We start from the raw sequence: 17,563 nt of genomic DNA, 5'->3' as shown, positions 1-17,563 counted from the left end.
TGATTATTCCTCCATGACGCCTTTGCGGCCCATCAGCCCGCGGGGGCGGGTGAGAAGCACGACGATGGCGATCAGATAGATGACGATCTGGTCGATGCCCGGCAGGAAGTTCTTGACCTCGTTCATCGAGGCGAAGCTCTGCAGGATGCCGAGCAGGAAGCCTGCGGCGACTGCTCCGGGCAGAGAGCCCATCCCGCCGACGACGACCACGACGAAGGAGAGGACGAGGAAGTCCATGCCCATGTGGTAGTTGGGCGCAAGGATCGGACCGTACATCACGCCCGCAAGCCCCGCGACCGAGGCGGCTATGCCGAACATGATGGTAAAGCGTTTGTCGATGTTGATGCCCAGCATACCTACCGTCTCGCGGTCGGCCATGCCGGCGCGGACGACCATGCCGAAGGTCGTGAACTGCAGGAAGCCGAAGACCGCGGCAATGATGACCATTGCGAAGATGAAGTATATCAGGCGCCAGAACGGGTAGATGATAGTGTTCGGATCGAAGCCGAGGAGAACGCCGAAGTCGAACGAGCCGACGAAAGCATCGGGCGCCGGGGTCTGGATCGGGTTGGCGCCGTAGTAGGCCTTCACGATTTCCTGGAGCACGATGGCGAGGCCGAAGGTGACGAGGATCTGGTCGGCGTGGGGGCGCTTGTAGAAGTGCTTGATCAGGCCGCGCTCCATGACGAAGCCGACGATCAGCATGACCGGAATGGCGAGAATGATGGCCAACGGAACCGACCAGTCGATCAGGGCTTGCCCAACCTCCGGGCCGAACCATGCCTCGACATAGGGCTGCTCCACTTTCAGGGGATTGCCAAGAAAGTCCTTCTTGGTCTCGTCGATCGTGGTGAAGCTCAATCCCAGCAGGCGCTGCATGGTTACGGCGCAGAAGGCACCAATCATGAAGAGCGCTCCATGCGCGAAGTTGACCACGCCGAGCGTGCCGAAGATCAGCGTGAGACCCAGCGCGATCAACGCATAGGCCGAGCCCTTGTCGAGCCCGTTGAGAATCTGAAGGATGAGCGCGTCCATCATTCCACCCTATTAATTCGTTGCGGAAGTCGCCCCATCGGGCGGAAGGGACGGGCGATGATCGCCCGTCCCGAAAGGCGTCACGCGCCGTTGTTGCACTCGCCGAGCGAGGCTTCCGGTCCACCGAACATCGGGTGGTCGGGCGGATAGGTGACCTGTGCCACCGGCGTGACTTCGACGATTTCAAGCGTGTCGTATTCGGTGGTCGGGTTCTCGGCCCCGCGCACGACGAGCACGTCCTTGAAGCACTGGTGGTCTTCGGCGCGGTAAAGCGTCGGGCCGTTGCCCAGACCGTCGAACTCGAAGCCTTCCAGGGCTTCGACCACCGCACAGGGCTCGAACGAGCCGGCGCGGGTCACGGCGTCTGCGTAAAGCAGGGTCTGCACGTAGCAGGTGTGTGCCGAGTTTGACGGCGGACGGCCGTACTTTTCACCGAACGACTTGACGAAGGCTTGAGTGCCGGCATCCGGCAGCTGCCAGTTCCAGTTCATCGAGCCGAGCACGCCCTTGATGTTCTCGCCGGCACCGGCAGCCATCAGTTCCGAGTAGAGCGGAACGACGATGGCGAAGTCCTTGCCGTTGACCTGAGCGTCCTTGAGGCCGAACTGAACGGCCTGGGTCAGCGAGTTGACCATGTCGCCGCCGTAGTGGTTCAGGACCAGCACGTCTGCACCGGAGTTCAGAACCGGCGTGATGTAGGACGAGAAGTCGCCTGCGCCGACCGGCGTCAGCACCTTGTTGGCGGTTTCCCAGCCCATCGCTTCGGTCGCGCCGATCATCGATTCTTCCTGGGTCCAGCCCCAGGTGTAGTCGGCGGTCAGGTGGTAGGCGCGACGATCGCTGCCGAGCTCTTTCTGAAGGATCGGACCCAGAGCAGCACCGGACATGTAGCCGTTGAAGAAGTGGCGGAAGCCGTTGGCTTTCCGGTCCTTGCCGGTTGTGTCGTTGGAGTGGGTCAGGCCGGCCATGAAGATGATGCCAGCTTCCTGGCAGAGGCCCTGAACCGCGATGGCCACGCCCGAGGACGAGCCGCCGTTGATCATCGTGACGCCGTCCTTCTGGATCATCGACTGCGCGGCGGCGCGGGCGACGTCCGACTTGGTGGCGGTGTCGCCGGTGACGAACTGGACTTTCTTGCCCAGGATGCCGGTGCCGTCGAGAACCTTGGACGAGAAGGTGTTCAGCATGCCGCCGTCGCCTTCGCCGTTCAGGTGCTGAACCGCCAGCTCCTGCGCGCGCAGTTCGTCAAGGCCTTCTTCGGCGTAAGGGCCGGTCTGGGGCACGTTGAAGCCCAGCGTGACCGTCGAGCCTGTGGGCTCGTTGGTCATAGCGTTCACCCGAGAGGTGAAGATCGTCGGCAGAGCGAGACCCGCGCCGACTGCCGCACTGGTCTTCATGACGCCGCGACGTGTAATGTTGGATTTCGACATATAGTCCTCCCATTTGGAAATTCCGGCCCGATGGCGGAGCAGCCGCTCCTCCACAGACGGCCGGACCTTTACAAGGTGCCTTATTTATCGCGCTTAGTAAGAAAACTTTTCAACAAGGCCATGTGGTCAAAAGTTTTTTCTGTAAACATATACACAAAGATGTGTTATATTCTGTAAAGAAATTTTCTTGCGCTGGCAGAAACGCATTGAAAAATATGGAGGTTTAGCGTGAACACGCGGCAGTTGACCGGCTCTAGAATCCGCTCGTTGCGGCTTGACCGGGGGCTGCGTCAGGCCGAGTTGGCGCGCAGGTGCGACATTTCGGCCAGCTACCTCAACCTCATCGAACACAACCGCCGCAAGATCGGCGGCGCGCTGCTGAATCGTCTTGCGCGCTCGCTGAATGTCGATCCCGCCAGTTTGAGCGAAGGGGCCGAGAGGGCGCTGACATCGTCGGTCGAAAGCGCCGCGTCCCGGCACCCGGATACCGGGGCCGAGACGGACAGGGCCGAAGACTTCGCCGGACGTTTTCCGGGCTGGGCGCGGCTGGTTGAGGCCCAACACCGCGAGGCGCAGCGTCTTGAGCGCGTGGTCGAAGGATTGAATGACAGACTGACCCACGACCCGTTTCTCTCGGCGTCGCTGCACGATGTCCTGTCCAGCGTCACGGCGATCCGCTCGGCCAGTGCGATCCTCGCCGATGGCGGGGAAATCGCGCCGGAATGGCAGGCTCGGTTCCACCGCAACATCCTTGAAGACAGCCGGAGATTGGCACAGAGCGCCGAGCAGCTGGTGTCCTACCTGGATGCCGGAGCCGATGTCGAGCGAGGGATGAGCCTTCCGCAGGAAGAGCTTGAAGTATGGTTGGAGGGGACAGGCTGGTCCGTTCCGGAGCTGGAACAGGACGCCGCAGCGGACACGCAAGGCATTGTCGACGCTTCCGACGCTTTGGTCTCGGCAGCGTCCCGTCACCTGGCTCAGGCTTTCCTGGAGCAGTATGCCCTTGATGCCGCGGCGGTGCCGCAGGAGGCGTTGCGATCCGCTGTCGAGGTGTGGAACGGAGATCCGGCGCAATTGGCTGCCCGCTTTGGTGTATCCCTCTCCGTCATCTTCAGGAGGCTTTCCACCTTACCTGCCAGGGCTTTCCCGGATGGGTCGCCCCGGGGTCTCGTCGCCTGCGATGGCTCCGGGACGCTGGTTTTCCGCAAACCGATCAGCGGTTTCGATCTGCCGCGGTACGGTGCGGCCTGTCCGCTGTGGCCTCTGTTCCAGGCGTTGCAGCGGCCGATGCAGCCCGTCCGTCAGACGCTGATCATGAGCGGCCGGGACGAGGCCGCCTTTACCGCTTGGGCGGTGGCCGAGGTCGATCATCCCTCAGGTTTCGACGGTCCCAGCGTGGTCGAGGCATGGATGCTGTTGTCGCCAAGGCAGGGTCTTGGCGAGGGCGAGGCGGCGGTCGGTGTGGGAACGAGTTGCCGCATTTGTGCGCAACCACGCTGCCCCGCACGCCGCGAACCGTCGCTGGTCGCTCGGAGAGAGCTTCCGGCGGTCGCTGAAGTGCAGGAAAAATCAGCGATTTGACCGCTAGTCTTTTGACAGTGGTGTTCAGTCGGGCAATAGTCCCGATAATGCATGCGTTCGTCTGTCCAGGGGAGGGGATTGGCGATGCCCGGACGGGTCCTTCTGATCGAAGACGAGCCGAACATCATCGAAGCCATTCGATTCATCCTTTCTCGGGAGGGGTTTCGCGTGGACACCCACTCGGACGGCAGTACCGCGTTGGAGACAATCCGAAGCCGTGCGCCCGATGTCGTGATTCTGGACGTCATGCTTCCGAACCGTTCGGGGTATGACATCCTGCACGATTTGCGCGGTGACGCCGGTCTTGGGCAATTGCCGGTTCTGATGCTGACCGCACGGGGCCAGAAAAAGGACCGCGAGCTTGCTGAAAAGCTTGGGGCAACCCGGTTCATGACGAAGCCTTTTGCGAATAACGAGATCCTGGCTACTGTGCGGGAGCTGGCTGGCTGATGGCGCGACGGCCCGAACCGGTCTTCCTCGAGCGGCAAAGCTATCGAAGGCGCCGGATCGGGGATGCCGCGAAGTTCCTTCCGTTCTTCGGGCTCGTTCTGGTCTTGCTGCCGATTCTCTGGTCCAGGGATGCCACCACCTCGGGCGGCATCGTGTATCTTTTCGTCGTCTGGGGGCTGCTGGTTCTCGTGGCGGCCGCATTGTCGCACTATCTGGGCACGACCGAGCCCGCTCAGGGCGAGGCCGGGAAACGGCCGACCGGCGAGGGCTGACCCATGTTGTCCTTCAACTTGCTGATCGTCATCTGCCTGGCCTATGTCGTGTTGCTGTTCGCGGTGGCATTCTGGGCCGACAAGCGCGCGGAGCGCGGACGCGTCGGCTGGGTCCGCGCGCCGCTGGTCTACACGCTGTCCCTGTCGATCTACTGCACAGCATGGACCTTCTACGGTGCGGTGGGCTACGCCGCGCGCTCGGGGCTTGAGTTCATCACGATCTACCTGGGCCCCACGCTGGTCATGCTGGCCTGGTGGAGCCTTCTGCGCCGATTGGTGCGGATCGGGCGGACGGAGCGGATCACCTCCATTGCGGACCTCATTTCGTCACGCTTCGGAAAATCGAACCTGCTTGGCGTTCTGGTCACGCTTCTGGCCGTCGTCGGCACCACTCCCTACATTGCACTTCAGCTTCAGTCGGTGGCGTTGAGTTTCGACGTCTTTTCGGGGCGGGGGCTGGCTGATGAGGGCGGCTGGGATACCGCACTGCTGATGGCAGCGGGCCTTGTTGTGTTCACCATCATTTTCGGCACGCGCAACCTCGATGCGAACGAAAGGCACCATGGCGTCGTCATGGCGATCGCCGTCGAGGCGGTGGTCAAGCTGGTCGCGCTGCTGGCCGTAGGGGTTTTTGTCGTCTTTTCGGTCGGCGGCGGAGTGAGCGAAACGATGGCGCGTATCGAAGAGGCGCCGATCGCTGTCTGGGACCTGAGACCTGACCGGTGGCTGACGCTGGTCTTCCTCTCGGCTGTCGCGTTCCTTTGTCTGCCGCGCATGTTCCAGGTGATGGTCGTCGAGAACTCGGACGAGCGCCACCTGTCCACGGCAAGCTGGGCGTTCCCCGCCTACCTTATGCTGATGAGCCTGTTCGTCGCCCCTATCGCTGTCGTCGGCCTGGCGGTGTTGCCCGAGGGATCGAACCCGGACCTTTTCGTTCTGACACTCCCTCTCGCCTTCGATCAGGGGGCGCTGGCGACGCTGGCCTTTCTTGGCGGGTTTTCCTCAGCCACCTCGATGGTGATCGTGGCGGCCATCGCGCTTTCTACCATGGTGTCGAACCATATCGTGATGCCGATCTGGCTGAACGCGCGGCAGGGCGGCGCGACCATCACCGGAGATGTCCGCCACGTCGTGCTGCTGTCGCGAAGGCTGTCGATCGCGGGCATCCTGGCGCTGGGCTATCTTTACTTCAGACTATCGGGCGGCGGTGCCGCGCTGGCGGCGATCGGGCTGGTGTCCTTTGCCGGCGTGGCGCAGATCCTGCCATCGCTTCTGGGCGGTATCTTCTGGCGCGGCGCCACGCGCTGGGGAGCGGCCGCGGGGATCAGCGTGGGATTCGCGGTCTGGCTCTGGACCTCCTTCCTGCCGAGTTTCGGGCAGGGCGCGGTTCTGTCGTCCTCGGTTTTCGCTGCCGGACCGTTCGGTTTCGAGCTTCTAAGGCCGCAGGCGCTTTTCGGCATCGAAGGCATGGACCCATTGGTGCACTCGGTGTTCTGGTCGATCCTTCTGAATACGACCGCCTTTCTGGTTGTGTCGCTTCTGACCTTCCCGAACCCTCTGGAACGGGTTCAGGGCGCGACCTTCGTCAATATCCTGCGCTACGCGGAAAGCGCGGGCGGCTGGCAGGGTGGGATTGCCGAGGCCGAAGACCTGCTGATGATGTCGCAGCGCATCATGGGGGCGTCCGAAGCGCAGGCGTTGTTCGTTGCCGAGGCTTCGGCCCAGGGCAAGCAGGGTTTTCTGCCTGATGTGACCCCGGAATTCCTGGAGCGGCTGGAACGCGAATTGGCGGGGTCAGTCGGAGCGGCCACAGCACATGCGATGATCGCGCAGTTGACCGGCGGTGTGTCGGTATCGGTGGAAGATCTGATGAAGGTTGCCGACGAGGCTCAGCAGATCCTGGAATACTCGAACCAGCTCGAGGCCAAGTCGGCCGAACTGGGGCGAACGGCGCGACAGTTGCGCGAGGCCAACGAGAAACTCATGGCCCTTTCCGTGCAGAAGGACGCTTTCCTCAGCCAGATCAGCCACGAACTGAGGACGCCCATGACCTCGATCCGCTCTTTCAGCGAAATCCTGATGGGCGGCGAGCAGATGAGCGCGGATGACCGGCGCCGCTACAGTCAGATCATCCATGATGAAGCGATCCGCCTGACGCGGCTTCTCGACGATCTGCTTGATCTCAGCGTTCTGGAGAATGGGCAGGTCGTTCTGAATGAGCGGGAAGATTTTCTTGAGAATATCCTGGACCGCGCCGTTTCAGCGACCGAAAAGCGCGATCTGACACCGGCACTGGCCATTGAGCGTGAGCGTGCCAAGGAACGCATCGTGCTGTTCACCGACAGCGACCGGCTGTCTCAGGTCTTCATCAATCTGATTTCGAACGCGCAGAAATACTGCGATGCCGAGGCGCCGTCGTTGCGAATCTTGGTGCGCGATATCGCAGGACGCCGGGTTGTGGATTTCATCGACAACGGAAAGGGAATCCCGAGAGACGCGCAGCAGCTCATTTTCGAGAAGTTCGCGCGCGGCACGGATCATCGCGCTGCAGGCGGTGCGGGTCTGGGACTTGCGATTTCGCGCGAAGTGATGAACCGGCTGGGCGGCGCGATCACCTATCTGCCGGGGCAGGGCGGTGCCGCGTTCCGCGTCACGCTTCCCCACAGGCGCGCCGAAGCGGCCTGAGCCTAACCCTATCGTAACCTTATCGGGCGATGACGGCGGAAAACGTTCTGCCAGGAATTTCATGCCCGAGACCGACGCCCAGACCGTCATGCGCCGGAAGCTGGCGCCCCCCCGACCTCCGACGGTGCCGGGCCAGGGCGCTTTGCAGCATATGCTGGCCAAGACCATGCCACGCGATGCGGAAGAGCTGCTGGGGTTGCAGGTCATGGTGATCGAAGTCACGCCGGCACAGCAGAACAAAGCCGACGTGATCGCGGCGCTGACGCCCCATGATCTTGTCTACATGATGAAGTCCGACAAGCGGTCCCCCGGTCTTTGCGTCCTGTCTCCCGCTTTGCTCTCTGCTCTGATCGAGATGCAGATGTCCGGTCGCGTGTCGAGCGGCGAGCCGACCGATCGGGTGCCGACCCGCACGGATGGTATCGTGGCAAGCGACATCGTCGACCGGTGGATTTCGACCGCCAAGACCGAGGCCGGACATCAGGAGATCGCCGACCGAGTGCCTTTCGCGGATCACTATCGGGCGGGAACGGTTGCGAATGCGCGGGCTGCCGATCTTGCGCTGGACCCCGGCGAGTTTCGCACTCTGCAGGTTACGCTGGAGTTGGCGGGAGGCGCGAAGACGGGGCGGCTGCTCTTCGCAATTCCGGTGCCGAAGCCGTATCAGGGACAGGCGAACAAGGGGCTTGCCGAGGAGTTTTGCGGAGCGATAGTCGAGACGCGAACGAAATTGTCTGTGGTGCTGACCCGATTGCCCTCCACGCTGGGGCAGGTCTCGGGACTGGCGCTGGGCGATGTGCTGGAGGTGCCGATCACGGCGCTTCAGGCCGTCTCGGTCGAGGGCCACGAGGGCGAACAGGTCGCCACCGCCCGGCTGGGGCAAGCGGGCGGCAAGAAGGCCGTGCGGCTGCTTGGACAGGAACCGTCAGCTGGGCCGAGCCTTCCCGGTCCGGGCACAAGTGACTTTCTGGGTGCCGCCTTGCCAGCCGCCTCGCGGGTGGTGCCCAACAAGAACGGGGGCACCTCTGACATGCCGGGCCTTTCCGATCTGCCGGAGTTGCCCGACTTTCCCGATCTGCCAGAGCTTCCTGACCTGCCGGATCTTCCCGACTAGCCGGCGCTGCGTGCGGCGATTGCGTCCAGTTGCGGCACGAGGGCCTGAAGATTGTAGCCGGCAGCGGTCGTGCGGTTAAGGATATCTTCAGTCGTGTGTGTTCCCGCCATCGCCAGCCCCCAGAGGATGCTGGAGCGGTTGCCGGAAGCGCAATAGGCCAGGACCGGGCCGTCCGACGTGGCTGCCCGCCGCTGGATTTCGATATGGTCCGGCGAAAGCGAACCATGGCTGAGCGGGTTCATCACGAATTCGAGCCCCAGTTCCCTGCAGGCGCGCTCCATGTTGGCGGCACTCAGTTCCTCGGGGACTTCGCCGTCAGGCCGGTTGCAGACGATCGTCTTGAACCCCTGGGCCTTCAGGTCGGCCAGGTCTTCGATCGCAATCTGGGGTGCGACGGCAAATGTCTCGGTCAGGTATCTTGCTACGGTCATGGACTACTCACGTCGCCTGTTGCTGTTCCAGCCGCGACTTTAGCGGCGGAGCGGCGAACATGCCAAGGGCCATTGCGGCCACGAAGACCAGCCCGCCTGTACCTCCCCAGGAGAGGGACGCGATCGCCGGGCCGGGGCAGAGCCCGGCCAGGCCCCAGCCCATGCCGAACAGCGTCGAGCCGATCACGAGGTTGCGCCCGACGCGCGGTGCGGGCGCTTCGGGAAATGCGCCGCCGAGAACAGGCTGGCCGCGGCGGGCGGCGATCTGCCAGGCGATGCCCATGACGACCACGGCGCCGGCCATCACGAAGGCCAGCGTCGGATCCCAGCTTCCGAAGATATCAAGCCACCCGATAACCTTGCGCGTGTCGGTCATGCCGGAGATGAGAAGGCCGGCGCCGAAAATTCCGCCGGCAATGAAAGACCACAAGAGCCGCATCAGACGATCCCCAGAATGTGACGGGCGAAGACCACCATAAGGCCGCCTGCGCCGATGTAGAAAACCGTTGCGACGATGCCGCGAAGGCTGAACCTGCTGATGCCGCAGACGCCGTGCCCCGAGGTGCAGCCGTTCGCGATCCGCGTTCCGACGCCCACCAGAAGCCCGGCTAGCGCCACAACGACGACGTTGCCGGTGATGTGGGTGTCCGCGCCCCCCATCACCATGGCCATGATGCCGGGAACTATGGCGAGACCGGCGAGGAAGGCGGCACGCTCGGACCAGCTGTCCTTCGCGGTCCCGTCGACAAGGGCGCCGATGATCCCAGACGCCCCCATGATGCGGCCGTTCACCAGAAGGTAAACGGCCGCCGCCACTCCGATTATGACCCCGCCGACGAGGCCATAAATCCATTCAATTGGCATGTTTTACTTTCCCAGCTTGTTGACCGGCACCTTCAGGAACACGTCACCCTGTGCATCCGGTTCCGGCATATTTCCCGCGCGCATGTTCACCTGAAGCGAGGGAATGATCAATTTCGGCATTGCAAGGGTGGCGTCACGCGCGTCGCGCATGGTGACGAACTCTTCCTTGCTCTTTCCGCCGCCGACATGGACGTTCTTTTCCTTCTGCTCGCCGACTGTGGTTTCCCATGCGTATTCGTCCCGGCCCGGCGCCTTGTAGTCGTGGCCGACGAAAATGCGCGTGGCGTCGGGAAGAGACAGGATCTTCTGGACGCTTTCGTACATCGTTTCCGAGGATCCGCCCGGAAAATCGCAGCGCGCGGTGCCGAAATCGGGCATGAAGAGCGTGTCGCCCACGAAGGCCGCGTCGCCAATCACGTAGGTGAGGCAGGCGGGCGTGTGTCCGGGGGTGTGAAGCACGTCGCCGCGCAACTGTCCGATATGGAAGCTGTCGCCTTCGACGTAGAGCTTGTCGAACTGGCTGCCGTCACGCTGAAACTCGGTGCCCTCGTTGAAGACCTTGCCGAACGTGTCCTGCACGACGGTGATCTTCTCGCCGATGCCGATCTTGCCGCCCAGCCGCTGCTGAAGGTACGGCGCGGCGCTGAGATGGTCGGCATGGACATGGGTTTCGAGGATCCATTCGACCTTCAGACCCTCCTTCTCGACGAAGGCGATGATCTCGTCGGCGCTCTCGGTATCCGTGTGTCCGGATGAGTAGTCGAAGTCCAGCACACTATCTATGATTGCACAGGACGAGCCTGTCGGGTCCTTGACCACATACGAAATTGTGTTTGTGGGTTCATCGAAGAATGCTGTAACAACTGGATGCATGATGATCTCCTAGTGCTTTTCAATCATATGCATTTTTTTGAATGGATTGCAAGAGTAGCCTGAGTTATCGTCCGGATGCATGTTGGTTGAGTAGAGATGTGATGCCATGAGTTTCGATGCTGTTATCGATCACGATGTGATGGCCGATGCCGCGCAAGAGGCTTCGACCTGTCTGCGTGCGTTATCCAATCCTTCTAGGCTTCTTTTGTTGTGCCATCTTCTGGAGAGCGAAAAGAACGTCGGAGAGTTGGAAGACGCGATTGGTCTGGGGCAAGCCTATGTGTCCCAACAACTGGCGCGTTTGCGTGGTGAGGGGCTTGTAACGGCGCGTCGAGACGGGCGAATCGTTTACTATTCACTGGCCGACACCCGCGTCCGACCGATTATAAATGTGCTTTACGCGGAATTTTGCCGACCTCTGACTGGTCGATAATTCATCATTTTGCACGTTATTTGGACGTTTGTCCTTTTCTGCCTGCAACCTGCGGCAGGATAACATGTCTGTCATGAAACATCTGTTAATCTACCGTAGGTAGAGCGGCTGAAAAGGCTCGCAGGGAGGTTTTGCCATGACACAGCTGATGCGCCAGGCGAAGTGGGAAGATGAGATGGACAGGATCGTCGAGACCCTGATCGCGCATCCTGAACGTGCTCCCGAGCTGAAGGCTCTGCTTCGAGCCCGCTTTGAAAATCCCTCTGTCGTGCGGATTTCCCCGGTGCGGGTCGTGCCTGTCCCTCAGCCTGACGAGGCCGACGACATGTGGGACAACGTGCCCGTCTGACCGGCGGACACCCGCGCGGATCAAGGTCACGCAGCCTTGTTTTTTGTCCCCGTTGGCGTATGAAAAGCCATGGGCAAGGAAGAGCAGGTGATTTCGGCCGACACGGTGCGTCGCGAGGCTCGCGGCGACGTGGTCATTCTCACGATCGACAATCCGCCACTGGCCACGCTTACTGCCGAAATTCGAGCGAAACTGGTCGCTGAACTGGATGCCGCCGAAGCGGATGACGCGGTGCGCGCGATCGTGCTGGCAGGGGCCGGGGATGTCTTTGCGGCCGGTGCTTCGGCCTCGGAGGCCGACGAGCCGGATGTGCCCGATCTGGGCGCGCTCTGCGACCGGGTGGAAGCCTGTGACAAGCCGGTGGTCGCGGCCATCCGTGGCTCGGCCCTGGGGGGCGGTCTGGAACTGGCGCTGGCGGCGCATCTTCGGGTCGTGCATCCGGCGAGCCGCCTTGGCAGTCCGGAGATCACGGTCGGGCTGGTGCCGCGGGCCGGTGGCACGCAGCGATTGCCCAAGGTTGTGGGGGGCGTTGCCGCGCTGAAGATGCTTCTGAGCGGCCGCGCGGTTTCGGGCGATAGCTCGGCCAAGCTGGGACTGGCCGACATTCTGGCGGCGGGCGACACGCTGGAGGCGGCGGTCGAAGCCGCGCGCAAGCTGGCCGACAGCGCCGGGAGCCTGCGGCGTTCCTCGACGCGGCGGGACCGGCTGGGCGAGGGGACGGCGTTCCTGGAGGCGGTTGCGCAGCACCGGAAGATCGCCGCGAAATCGCCGCTGGAGGCGCCTTTGCGCCTGATCGAATGTGTCGAGTCGGCGCTTCTTCTGCCTTATGATATCGGGCGCGGGCTGGAGTTGGCCGCCTACGAAGACCTTGTAAACTCGGACCATTCCCGCTCTCTGAGGCATATCTTCGCGGCCGAGCGGCAGCTTCAGGCCGCCACACGCTGGGAGGGCCGGGTCGGGTCACGCCCCTTGAAAAGCGTGGCGGTGATCGGCGCGCAGGCCGAGGGCGCCGAGCTTGCGGTCCTGTGTCTTGATGCCGGTTTCGACGTGACGGTCGCCGAGGACAGCGACGAGGCGCTGGAAACCGGCGTGTCGCGGATCATCGAGCATTTCGATGCGCGCGTTGCGGCCAGCAAGATGACCGAAGACGGGGTGGAGCAGATCCTTGACCGGATGCATGCGGTCAGCGGGTTCAGCAAGCTGATCGATTCCGACATCGTGGTGGATCCGTTCGCCTCCGCCTCTGCCGAGAGGGTGAAGGAACTGGATACGTCCATGCGCGAGGGGTCAGTTCTGGCGCTTGGCCTCGAAGGGAGCGATCCGGCTGAAGTCGCTGCCGGGACGGGGCGTGAAGCAGACGTGGTCAGCATGCGCTTCCCCACGGGCCTGAGGCAGAACCGGCTGGTGGAATTCGCCGTGACGGACAAGACTGGCCCGAAGGCCGTGGCGACGGCGCGTGCCTTGATGCGCAAGCTGGACAGGCTTATTCTTGACGTGAAACCAAAGCCTTACAGTGTGGCCTCGCGGCTGGTTGCGGCGCTTCACGCGGCGGCTGACCTCTGCCTGGAAGACGGCGGTCGCGTGTTGCAGATCGACACGGCCCTGCGGGACTGGGGTTTGCCCTATGGCTCGTTCACGTTCCGCGACATCGTCGGGCTGAAGCGCGACAATGGCAACCGGGGCGCCGAGGGCGCGCGGGGAAGCGGTCTGGACGCGGCGCTGATCGCAGCGGGGCGGACCGGGTTGGCGGTGGGCCGTGGCTATTTCCTGTATCAGCAGCGTGGAAAGATGGGCGTCGAGGACCCGGAAGTGACGGCGCTGATCGAGGCGGACCGGGCCGCCAAGAGCATCAGTACGCGCACGCTCAGCGATGGCGAGGTGCGGATACGTTGCGTGGCGGCGATGGCGGGCGCGGGGGCGCAGATGCTGTCGGAGGGGATCGTCCGGCGTCCGGCGGATATCGACATGGTCGCGGTGCATGCGCTGGGCTTTGCGCGGCGCACAGGCGGCGTGATGTATGCCGCTGATCTTCTTGGGCTTTCCGAGGTGCGCGACGTGCTTGTGGAGCTGTCACAGGAGTCGGCGCGGATTGCGCCTCCGGACCCGATCTTCCAGGATCTGATCCGGTCGGAAAAGACCTTCGACGACCTGAATTCCTAGCCCAGCAGGATCCCGACGACGACCATCATCAAGCCGATGGCCGAGAGGAAGAGCGCGCCCATGTTGACGGCCACGACCGTCTGAAGCTTTGATTTCATTGCGTTTTCATCGAGACCCTGACGCTTGGCGCGCATCGCGGTCGCAACGCACCAGACCAGTCCCCCGACACCGAGAAGCGTGACCAGCGCGCCGATCCAGATCAGATTTTCCATGCCACTCTCCGCCACTTCGGGACCGGGGGGTGGTAATCGCTTGGGCCGCGCTTCGCAAGCCCTTGAAGCGGCGGCCCCGGACCGCTATCGAACGGGTTCCAGTACCCCAGAGAGGCTTCCGATGAACGACAGTGCCCCCGACCAGAGCTACCGCGTCACCGCCGATGAGTTGCGGCAATTTATCGAGCGTTTCGAACGGCTTGAGGCCGAGAAGAAGGATATCGCGGACCAGCAGAAAGAGGTCATGGCCGAGGCCAAGGGGCGGGGGTATGACACCAAGGTGATGCGGAAAGTCATCGCGCTTCGGAAACGGGACCGCGACGAGATTGCCGAAGAAGAGGCGGTTCTCGAGATGTACAAGGAAGCGCTTGGGATGTGATCCAGCGCAACGTTCGCTGCCCTGCGCGCGGTCCCCGGCGGGCCGAATCGCGCCCCGGCGTTAACGGGTGAGGAAAACAAGCGACAGGGGCGGTCGGCAAGGCGTCTGCGGAGCGTCGGCAAAACGTATGGCAACCTGCCATACGGACCCCGGGGTTAACTGCTCGCACGCTCCGAAAATGAACAGCCTGTTAAGGATTTGGGCGGATCGGGCCGCGCAAGGGTGCATGCGACGCCCATGTGCCTGAGCTTTGACGCGCAACTCTCTGAAAAGTCAGGCGTCCAGGAAGGTGACTTCCGGCATGCGCGCAATTTCCTCGACATCTTCGTCGTAGAGCGCGGTCAGGGTCTCGACCGTCTCCTCCGTCCAGCCCGGCAGGTCGATTTCGGCTTCGATCTGGTCTTCGAGCGCATGGGCATCGAGGAAGGCCGCGATGGCGCGGCGGCGCCGGGTTTCGACGCGGACGTCGCGGGTTTCGAGGAACTCGGACAGGCGCGTGTAGCCTTCCGGCGTCATGATGGTTTCGGCCATGTCGAGCGCGCCGTCGAGCGTGTGCGAAGGGTCGAGACCGGCCAGTTCCCGCTGGATTTGCGGCCAGAGGAAGGGCGTGTCTTCGTGACACCAGACGGTGATCGGGCAGCCGGGGTTGGCCTCGGCGATGCGGCGGATCACGTCGGACCAGCGCAGATCGTCGAGAAAGACGCCCTCGGCCAGAAGGTCCTCGGGCGGAGGAGGGCCGCCGAGCCCGGCGATGAGGTCGGGCAGGAAAGAAGCCGGGTTCCGAAGCGCGATGGCGAACTCGGCCTCGTGAGAGGGCAGACACTGGCGCAACCAGGCCGATTTCATCGCTTTCGGATAAAGACAGTCCCGGCCGAGCGCGACATCGGAGCGGCAAAGGAAGTTTTCGTTCGAGAGCACCACCCGTTCGGTGCCGGGGGCGGCGGCGATACGCTCGAGGATCATTGCCTCGGTCTCGGGCGGGGCCGGTTCGCCGCGCAACCGCGTCGAGGTCTCCCCGAGAAGTTCGCGGTAGCGCATGGGGCCGGGCAGGCAGATGCCATCGGCGGCAAGGGCGGCACGGTTTTGCAGTAGCGAGCGGATCAGCAGGCCGCCGTCGGTGCAATGCATTCCGAGGTGGAAGACGATGTTCATGTGCCTGCGTCGATTTCTTCTCTGCCCGTGGCCGAAGGATAGCCGCGGTCACTGGACAGGGAAACCCGTTTCGCTCTAGACCTTCGGGGCGATGACCGACGAAAAGACTCAACTACCGCGCCTCGGCGTGCCGGGCCTGCCGAGCGGCTGGTCTCTTGGCGCGTTGCTGATCGCGGCGTTGGTCCTGATGCCGATCCTGTCGGTGGTTTGGATCGCCTTTCACCCGACCGAGAACATCTGGGGGCACCTGATGTCGACCAGCCTGCCGCGCTATGCGGCGAACACGCTGGTGGTGATGGTCTGGGTCGGGGGACTTTCGGCGGTGATCGGGACGCTGACCGCGTGGCTGGTGGTGATGTACGCCTTTCCGGGCAAGAAGGTGCTGGAATGGGCGCTGTTATGTCCGCTGGCCGTGCCGGGGTACCTGGGCGCCTATGCGCTGGTGGACTTTCTGGAATTTGCCGGGCCGGTCCAGACAGGGCTGCGCGCGATATTCGGCTGGGCGGATGCACGGGATTACTTTTTTCCAGATATAAGATCGCGTTACGCGGCGATATTCGTTCTGACGATGTCGCTGTACCCTTATGTCTACCTGCTTGCGCGGGCCGGGTTCCGCGAGCAGTCGGGCAGCGCCCATGAAGTTGCGCGCGCGCTTGGCGCCAATGCGTTCCGGCGGTTCTGGGCGATCGGCGTGCCACTGGCGCGCCCGGCCATCGCGGCGGGCACCGCCATCGTGATGATGGAGACGGTGAACGACTATGGGACGGTGGATTTCTTCGGCGTGCAGACGCTGACCACGGGGATTTTCTCGGTCTGGCTGGAGGCGGGCAACGCGGGCGGTGCGGCGCAGATCGCCTGCGTGATCCTGGCGATGATCCTGGCGCTTGTGGCGCTGGAAAAGGTGAGCCGCCGGCACAGCCGGTTCTACCGCATGTCGCGGAGCGAGCGCGATCTTCCGGTGGTGCGCCTGAAGGGCCGTCTGGCCTGGGCGGTGACGGCGTTCTGCGCCGTTCCAGTGATCGCGGGCTTCGTGCTGCCGGTGTCGGTTCTGGCCCATCATGCGCTGACGCGCCCCGGACGCTGGCTGGCACCGGGGCTGGGCGAGGCCCTGACGAACACGGTTGCCGTGGGCGGGGCGGCGGCTGTGGTGACGGTTCTGGCCTCGCTGTTCGTTGTCTATGGCGCGCGGCTGACTCGGCGCGAACTGCCGCGGCTTCTGCTGCCGGTGACCACGATCGGCTATGCCGCGCCAGGGGCGGTTCTGGCGGTTGGCCTGCTGATCCCGCTGGGGGCCTTCGACAACGCGCTGGCGGATACTGTTCTGGCGCTGACGGGCTCCGATCCGGGTCTGATGCTGACCGGGGGAGCCGCGGTGATCGTCTATGCCTATGCGGTGCGGTTCTTCGCCATCGCCGAGGGCGCCGCGGATGCCGCGATGGGGCGGGTCGCGCCAAGCCTGCCGCTGGCGGCGCGCACGCTGGGTCAGACGGCCGGCGGCACGCTGAGGCGGATCTACGCGCCGCTGATCCGCGGCTCGGTCGCGACGGCGTTGTTACTGGTTTTCGTGGATTGCGTGAAGGAACTGCCGGCGACGCTCCTTCTGCGGCCGTTCAACTTCAACACGCTGGCGACGCGCGCCCACGAGCAGGCAACGCTGGAGAAGATCGCCGACGCGGCGCCCTCGGCGATCCTGATCATCGCTGTCAGCCTGCTGGCGGTGGCGCTGGTCGCCCGCCAGATGCTGCGCACGCGCTGAATATCTTGCCGTCGATGCGCAAGGTTGCTAGAGAGCGCGTCGTGCCCCTATAGCTCAGCTGGTAGAGCAACTGATTTGTAATCAGTGGGTCGGGAGTTCGAGTCTCTCTGGGGGCACCACAGAAATCTAAATAAATCAGTTTCTTACATGACAGTTGACCTGTCGTTGAAGTCGGCAGTCTAAGTTTGGCTTTCACCAGGCTTTCAAAGGATAGATTTTTCGGTATCCGGCGAATCCGCAAATGGCTTCCCGCAAGCAGGGACGTGAATGCCGAAAGCATACTGAAAACAAGAGACCTGATAGTCATGGATCATGACTTGTGCTGACTAGGCCCTTTTCCCGGTCAGCGTTGCTTTCGTCGCGTGGCACGCCAGTGGTGACGAACAG

The 17,563-nt window shown here is 63.1% G+C and carries 18 protein-coding genes and 1 tRNA gene; 11 read left to right on the top strand and 8 right to left on the bottom strand.

Annotated features, from left to right (window positions below):
• Positions 1 to 3: 3 nt before the first annotated feature.
• Positions 4 to 1,035, bottom strand: coding sequence for a branched-chain amino acid ABC transporter permease (locus tag ACKLNI_RS16005; RefSeq protein WP_413720362.1), 1,032 nt, complete (start codon positions 1,033 to 1,035; stop codon positions 4 to 6).
• Between the two features lie 80 nt (positions 1,036 to 1,115).
• Positions 1,116 to 2,465, bottom strand: a complete 1,350-nt coding sequence (locus ACKLNI_RS16000) for a substrate-binding protein (RefSeq protein ID WP_413720093.1) — start codon at positions 2,463 to 2,465, stop codon at positions 1,116 to 1,118.
• Between the two features lie 228 nt (positions 2,466 to 2,693).
• On the opposite strand from ACKLNI_RS16000, the gene ACKLNI_RS15995 reads away from it, so the two are divergent.
• The 5 genes from ACKLNI_RS15995 to ACKLNI_RS15975 all read left to right on the top strand — a co-directional run bounded on the left by ACKLNI_RS15995 (position 2,694) and on the right by ACKLNI_RS15975 (position 8,567).
• Positions 2,694 to 4,046: a short-chain fatty acyl-CoA regulator family protein gene (locus ACKLNI_RS15995; RefSeq protein ID WP_413720092.1), complete on the top strand. Its 1,353-nt coding sequence runs from the start codon at positions 2,694 to 2,696 to the stop codon at positions 4,044 to 4,046.
• Positions 4,047 to 4,130: 84 nt separating this feature from the next.
• Positions 4,131 to 4,496 carry a response regulator transcription factor gene (locus ACKLNI_RS15990; RefSeq protein WP_413720091.1) on the top strand — a complete coding sequence of 122 codons (366 nt, stop codon included), beginning with the start codon at positions 4,131 to 4,133 and terminating at the stop codon, positions 4,494 to 4,496.
• Entirely contained in the window at positions 4,496 to 4,768 is a 273-nt protein-coding gene (locus tag ACKLNI_RS15985) for a hypothetical protein (RefSeq protein ID WP_413720090.1), read from the top strand. Before ACKLNI_RS15990 ends, ACKLNI_RS15985 begins: the two co-directional genes overlap by 1 nt.
• 3 nt (positions 4,769 to 4,771) lie before the next feature.
• Positions 4,772 to 7,453, top strand: a complete 2,682-nt coding sequence (locus tag ACKLNI_RS15980) for an ATP-binding protein (protein ID WP_413720089.1) — start codon at positions 4,772 to 4,774, stop codon at positions 7,451 to 7,453.
• A gap of 61 nt (positions 7,454 to 7,514) precedes the next feature.
• Positions 7,515 to 8,567, top strand: coding sequence for a FliM/FliN family flagellar motor switch protein (locus ACKLNI_RS15975; protein WP_413720088.1), 1,053 nt, complete (start codon positions 7,515 to 7,517; stop codon positions 8,565 to 8,567).
• On the opposite strand, the gene ACKLNI_RS15970 is transcribed toward ACKLNI_RS15975, so the two are convergent.
• From ACKLNI_RS15970 to ACKLNI_RS15955, 4 genes are read right to left on the bottom strand one after another with little or no spacing between them, the layout of a single operon-like run.
• Positions 8,564 to 8,998, bottom strand: coding sequence for a protein tyrosine phosphatase family protein (locus ACKLNI_RS15970; RefSeq protein ID WP_413720087.1), 435 nt, complete (start codon positions 8,996 to 8,998; stop codon positions 8,564 to 8,566). The genes ACKLNI_RS15975 and ACKLNI_RS15970 overlap by 4 nt on opposite strands.
• Positions 8,999 to 9,005: 7 nt before the next feature.
• On the bottom strand, positions 9,006 to 9,437 hold the full coding sequence (locus ACKLNI_RS15965; RefSeq protein WP_413720086.1) for a DUF6691 family protein: 432 nt from the start codon (positions 9,435 to 9,437) through the stop codon (positions 9,006 to 9,008).
• Positions 9,437 to 9,862, bottom strand: a complete 426-nt coding sequence (locus tag ACKLNI_RS15960) for a YeeE/YedE family protein (RefSeq protein WP_413720085.1) — start codon at positions 9,860 to 9,862, stop codon at positions 9,437 to 9,439. Before ACKLNI_RS15960 ends, ACKLNI_RS15965 begins: the two co-directional genes overlap by 1 nt.
• 3 nt (positions 9,863 to 9,865) lie before the next feature.
• Complete coding sequence (locus tag ACKLNI_RS15955; protein ID WP_413720084.1) at positions 9,866 to 10,735, bottom strand: MBL fold metallo-hydrolase; 870 nt, start codon at positions 10,733 to 10,735, stop codon at positions 9,866 to 9,868.
• Between the two features lie 106 nt (positions 10,736 to 10,841).
• Here ACKLNI_RS15955 and ACKLNI_RS15950 point away from each other — a divergent pair, with 106 nt between their 5' ends.
• From ACKLNI_RS15950 to ACKLNI_RS15940, 3 genes are all read left to right on the top strand, one after another.
• On the top strand, positions 10,842 to 11,168 hold the full coding sequence (locus ACKLNI_RS15950; protein WP_413720083.1) for an ArsR/SmtB family transcription factor: 327 nt from the start codon (positions 10,842 to 10,844) through the stop codon (positions 11,166 to 11,168).
• A gap of 136 nt (positions 11,169 to 11,304) precedes the next feature.
• Entirely contained in the window at positions 11,305 to 11,517 is a 213-nt protein-coding gene (locus tag ACKLNI_RS15945) for a hypothetical protein (protein WP_413720082.1), read from the top strand.
• Positions 11,518 to 11,586: 69 nt separating this feature from the next.
• A complete protein-coding gene (locus tag ACKLNI_RS15940) occupies positions 11,587 to 13,677 on the top strand; it encodes an enoyl-CoA hydratase-related protein (protein WP_413720081.1) in 2,091 nt (696 codons plus the stop codon).
• Here the strand turns inward: ACKLNI_RS15940 and ACKLNI_RS15935 are convergent.
• Positions 13,674 to 13,889, bottom strand: a complete 216-nt coding sequence (locus ACKLNI_RS15935) for a hypothetical protein (protein ID WP_413720080.1) — start codon at positions 13,887 to 13,889, stop codon at positions 13,674 to 13,676. The genes ACKLNI_RS15940 and ACKLNI_RS15935 overlap by 4 nt on opposite strands.
• Positions 13,890 to 14,010: 121 nt before the next feature.
• On the opposite strand from ACKLNI_RS15935, the gene ACKLNI_RS15930 reads away from it, so the two are divergent.
• Entirely contained in the window at positions 14,011 to 14,268 is a 258-nt protein-coding gene (locus ACKLNI_RS15930; RefSeq protein ID WP_413720079.1) for a DUF2312 domain-containing protein, read from the top strand.
• 273 nt (positions 14,269 to 14,541) lie between these two features.
• Here ACKLNI_RS15930 and ACKLNI_RS15925 read toward each other — a convergent pair whose 3' ends face one another.
• Entirely contained in the window at positions 14,542 to 15,420 is an 879-nt protein-coding gene (locus ACKLNI_RS15925) for a hypothetical protein (protein WP_413720078.1), read from the bottom strand.
• A gap of 91 nt (positions 15,421 to 15,511) precedes the next feature.
• Between ACKLNI_RS15925 and ACKLNI_RS15920 the strand changes: the two genes are divergently transcribed.
• Together ACKLNI_RS15920 and ACKLNI_RS15915 are read left to right on the top strand one after the other, a co-directional pair.
• Positions 15,512 to 17,176 carry an ABC transporter permease gene (locus ACKLNI_RS15920; protein ID WP_413720077.1) on the top strand — a complete coding sequence of 555 codons (1,665 nt, stop codon included), beginning with the start codon at positions 15,512 to 15,514 and terminating at the stop codon, positions 17,174 to 17,176.
• A gap of 43 nt (positions 17,177 to 17,219) precedes the next feature.
• A tRNA-Thr gene (locus ACKLNI_RS15915) sits at positions 17,220 to 17,295 on the top strand.
• Positions 17,296 to 17,563: the final 268 nt, after the last annotated feature.

This window comes from Silicimonas lutimaris, assembly GCF_047314965.1.
Taxonomy (GTDB): Bacteria; Pseudomonadota; Alphaproteobacteria; order Rhodobacterales; family Rhodobacteraceae; genus JAVJUV01.
The sequence above is the reverse complement of the archived record's forward strand: the minus strand, read 5'-3'. Positions and strand labels throughout refer to the sequence as shown.

What these genes read in the sequence shown, in the direction of transcription:
- ACKLNI_RS16005 (WP_413720362.1), bottom strand. Translation starts at nt 1,035, where the DNA reads ATGGACGCGCTCATCCTTCAGATTCTCAACGGGCTCGACAAGGGCTCG.
- ACKLNI_RS16000 (WP_413720093.1), bottom strand. Translation starts at nt 2,465, where the DNA reads ATGTCGAAATCCAACATTACACGTCGCGGCGTCATGAAGACCAGTGCG.
- ACKLNI_RS15990 (WP_413720091.1), top strand. Translation starts at nt 4,131, where the DNA reads ATGCCCGGACGGGTCCTTCTGATCGAAGACGAGCCGAACATCATCGAA.
- ACKLNI_RS15985 (WP_413720090.1), top strand. Translation starts at nt 4,496, where the DNA reads ATGGCGCGACGGCCCGAACCGGTCTTCCTCGAGCGGCAAAGCTATCGA.
- ACKLNI_RS15980 (WP_413720089.1), top strand. Translation starts at nt 4,772, where the DNA reads ATGTTGTCCTTCAACTTGCTGATCGTCATCTGCCTGGCCTATGTCGTG.
- ACKLNI_RS15975 (WP_413720088.1), top strand. Translation starts at nt 7,515, where the DNA reads ATGCCCGAGACCGACGCCCAGACCGTCATGCGCCGGAAGCTGGCGCCC.
- ACKLNI_RS15970 (WP_413720087.1), bottom strand. Translation starts at nt 8,998, where the DNA reads ATGACCGTAGCAAGATACCTGACCGAGACATTTGCCGTCGCACCCCAG.
- ACKLNI_RS15965 (WP_413720086.1), bottom strand. Translation starts at nt 9,437, where the DNA reads ATGCGGCTCTTGTGGTCTTTCATTGCCGGCGGAATTTTCGGCGCCGGC.
- ACKLNI_RS15960 (WP_413720085.1), bottom strand. Translation starts at nt 9,862, where the DNA reads ATGCCAATTGAATGGATTTATGGCCTCGTCGGCGGGGTCATAATCGGA.
- ACKLNI_RS15955 (WP_413720084.1), bottom strand. Translation starts at nt 10,735, where the DNA reads ATGCATCCAGTTGTTACAGCATTCTTCGATGAACCCACAAACACAATT.
- ACKLNI_RS15950 (WP_413720083.1), top strand. Translation starts at nt 10,842, where the DNA reads ATGAGTTTCGATGCTGTTATCGATCACGATGTGATGGCCGATGCCGCG.
- ACKLNI_RS15945 (WP_413720082.1), top strand. Translation starts at nt 11,305, where the DNA reads ATGACACAGCTGATGCGCCAGGCGAAGTGGGAAGATGAGATGGACAGG.
- ACKLNI_RS15940 (WP_413720081.1), top strand. Translation starts at nt 11,587, where the DNA reads ATGGGCAAGGAAGAGCAGGTGATTTCGGCCGACACGGTGCGTCGCGAG.
- ACKLNI_RS15935 (WP_413720080.1), bottom strand. Translation starts at nt 13,889, where the DNA reads ATGGAAAATCTGATCTGGATCGGCGCGCTGGTCACGCTTCTCGGTGTC.
- ACKLNI_RS15930 (WP_413720079.1), top strand. Translation starts at nt 14,011, where the DNA reads ATGAACGACAGTGCCCCCGACCAGAGCTACCGCGTCACCGCCGATGAG.
- ACKLNI_RS15925 (WP_413720078.1), bottom strand. Translation starts at nt 15,420, where the DNA reads ATGAACATCGTCTTCCACCTCGGAATGCATTGCACCGACGGCGGCCTG.
- ACKLNI_RS15920 (WP_413720077.1), top strand. Translation starts at nt 15,512, where the DNA reads ATGACCGACGAAAAGACTCAACTACCGCGCCTCGGCGTGCCGGGCCTG.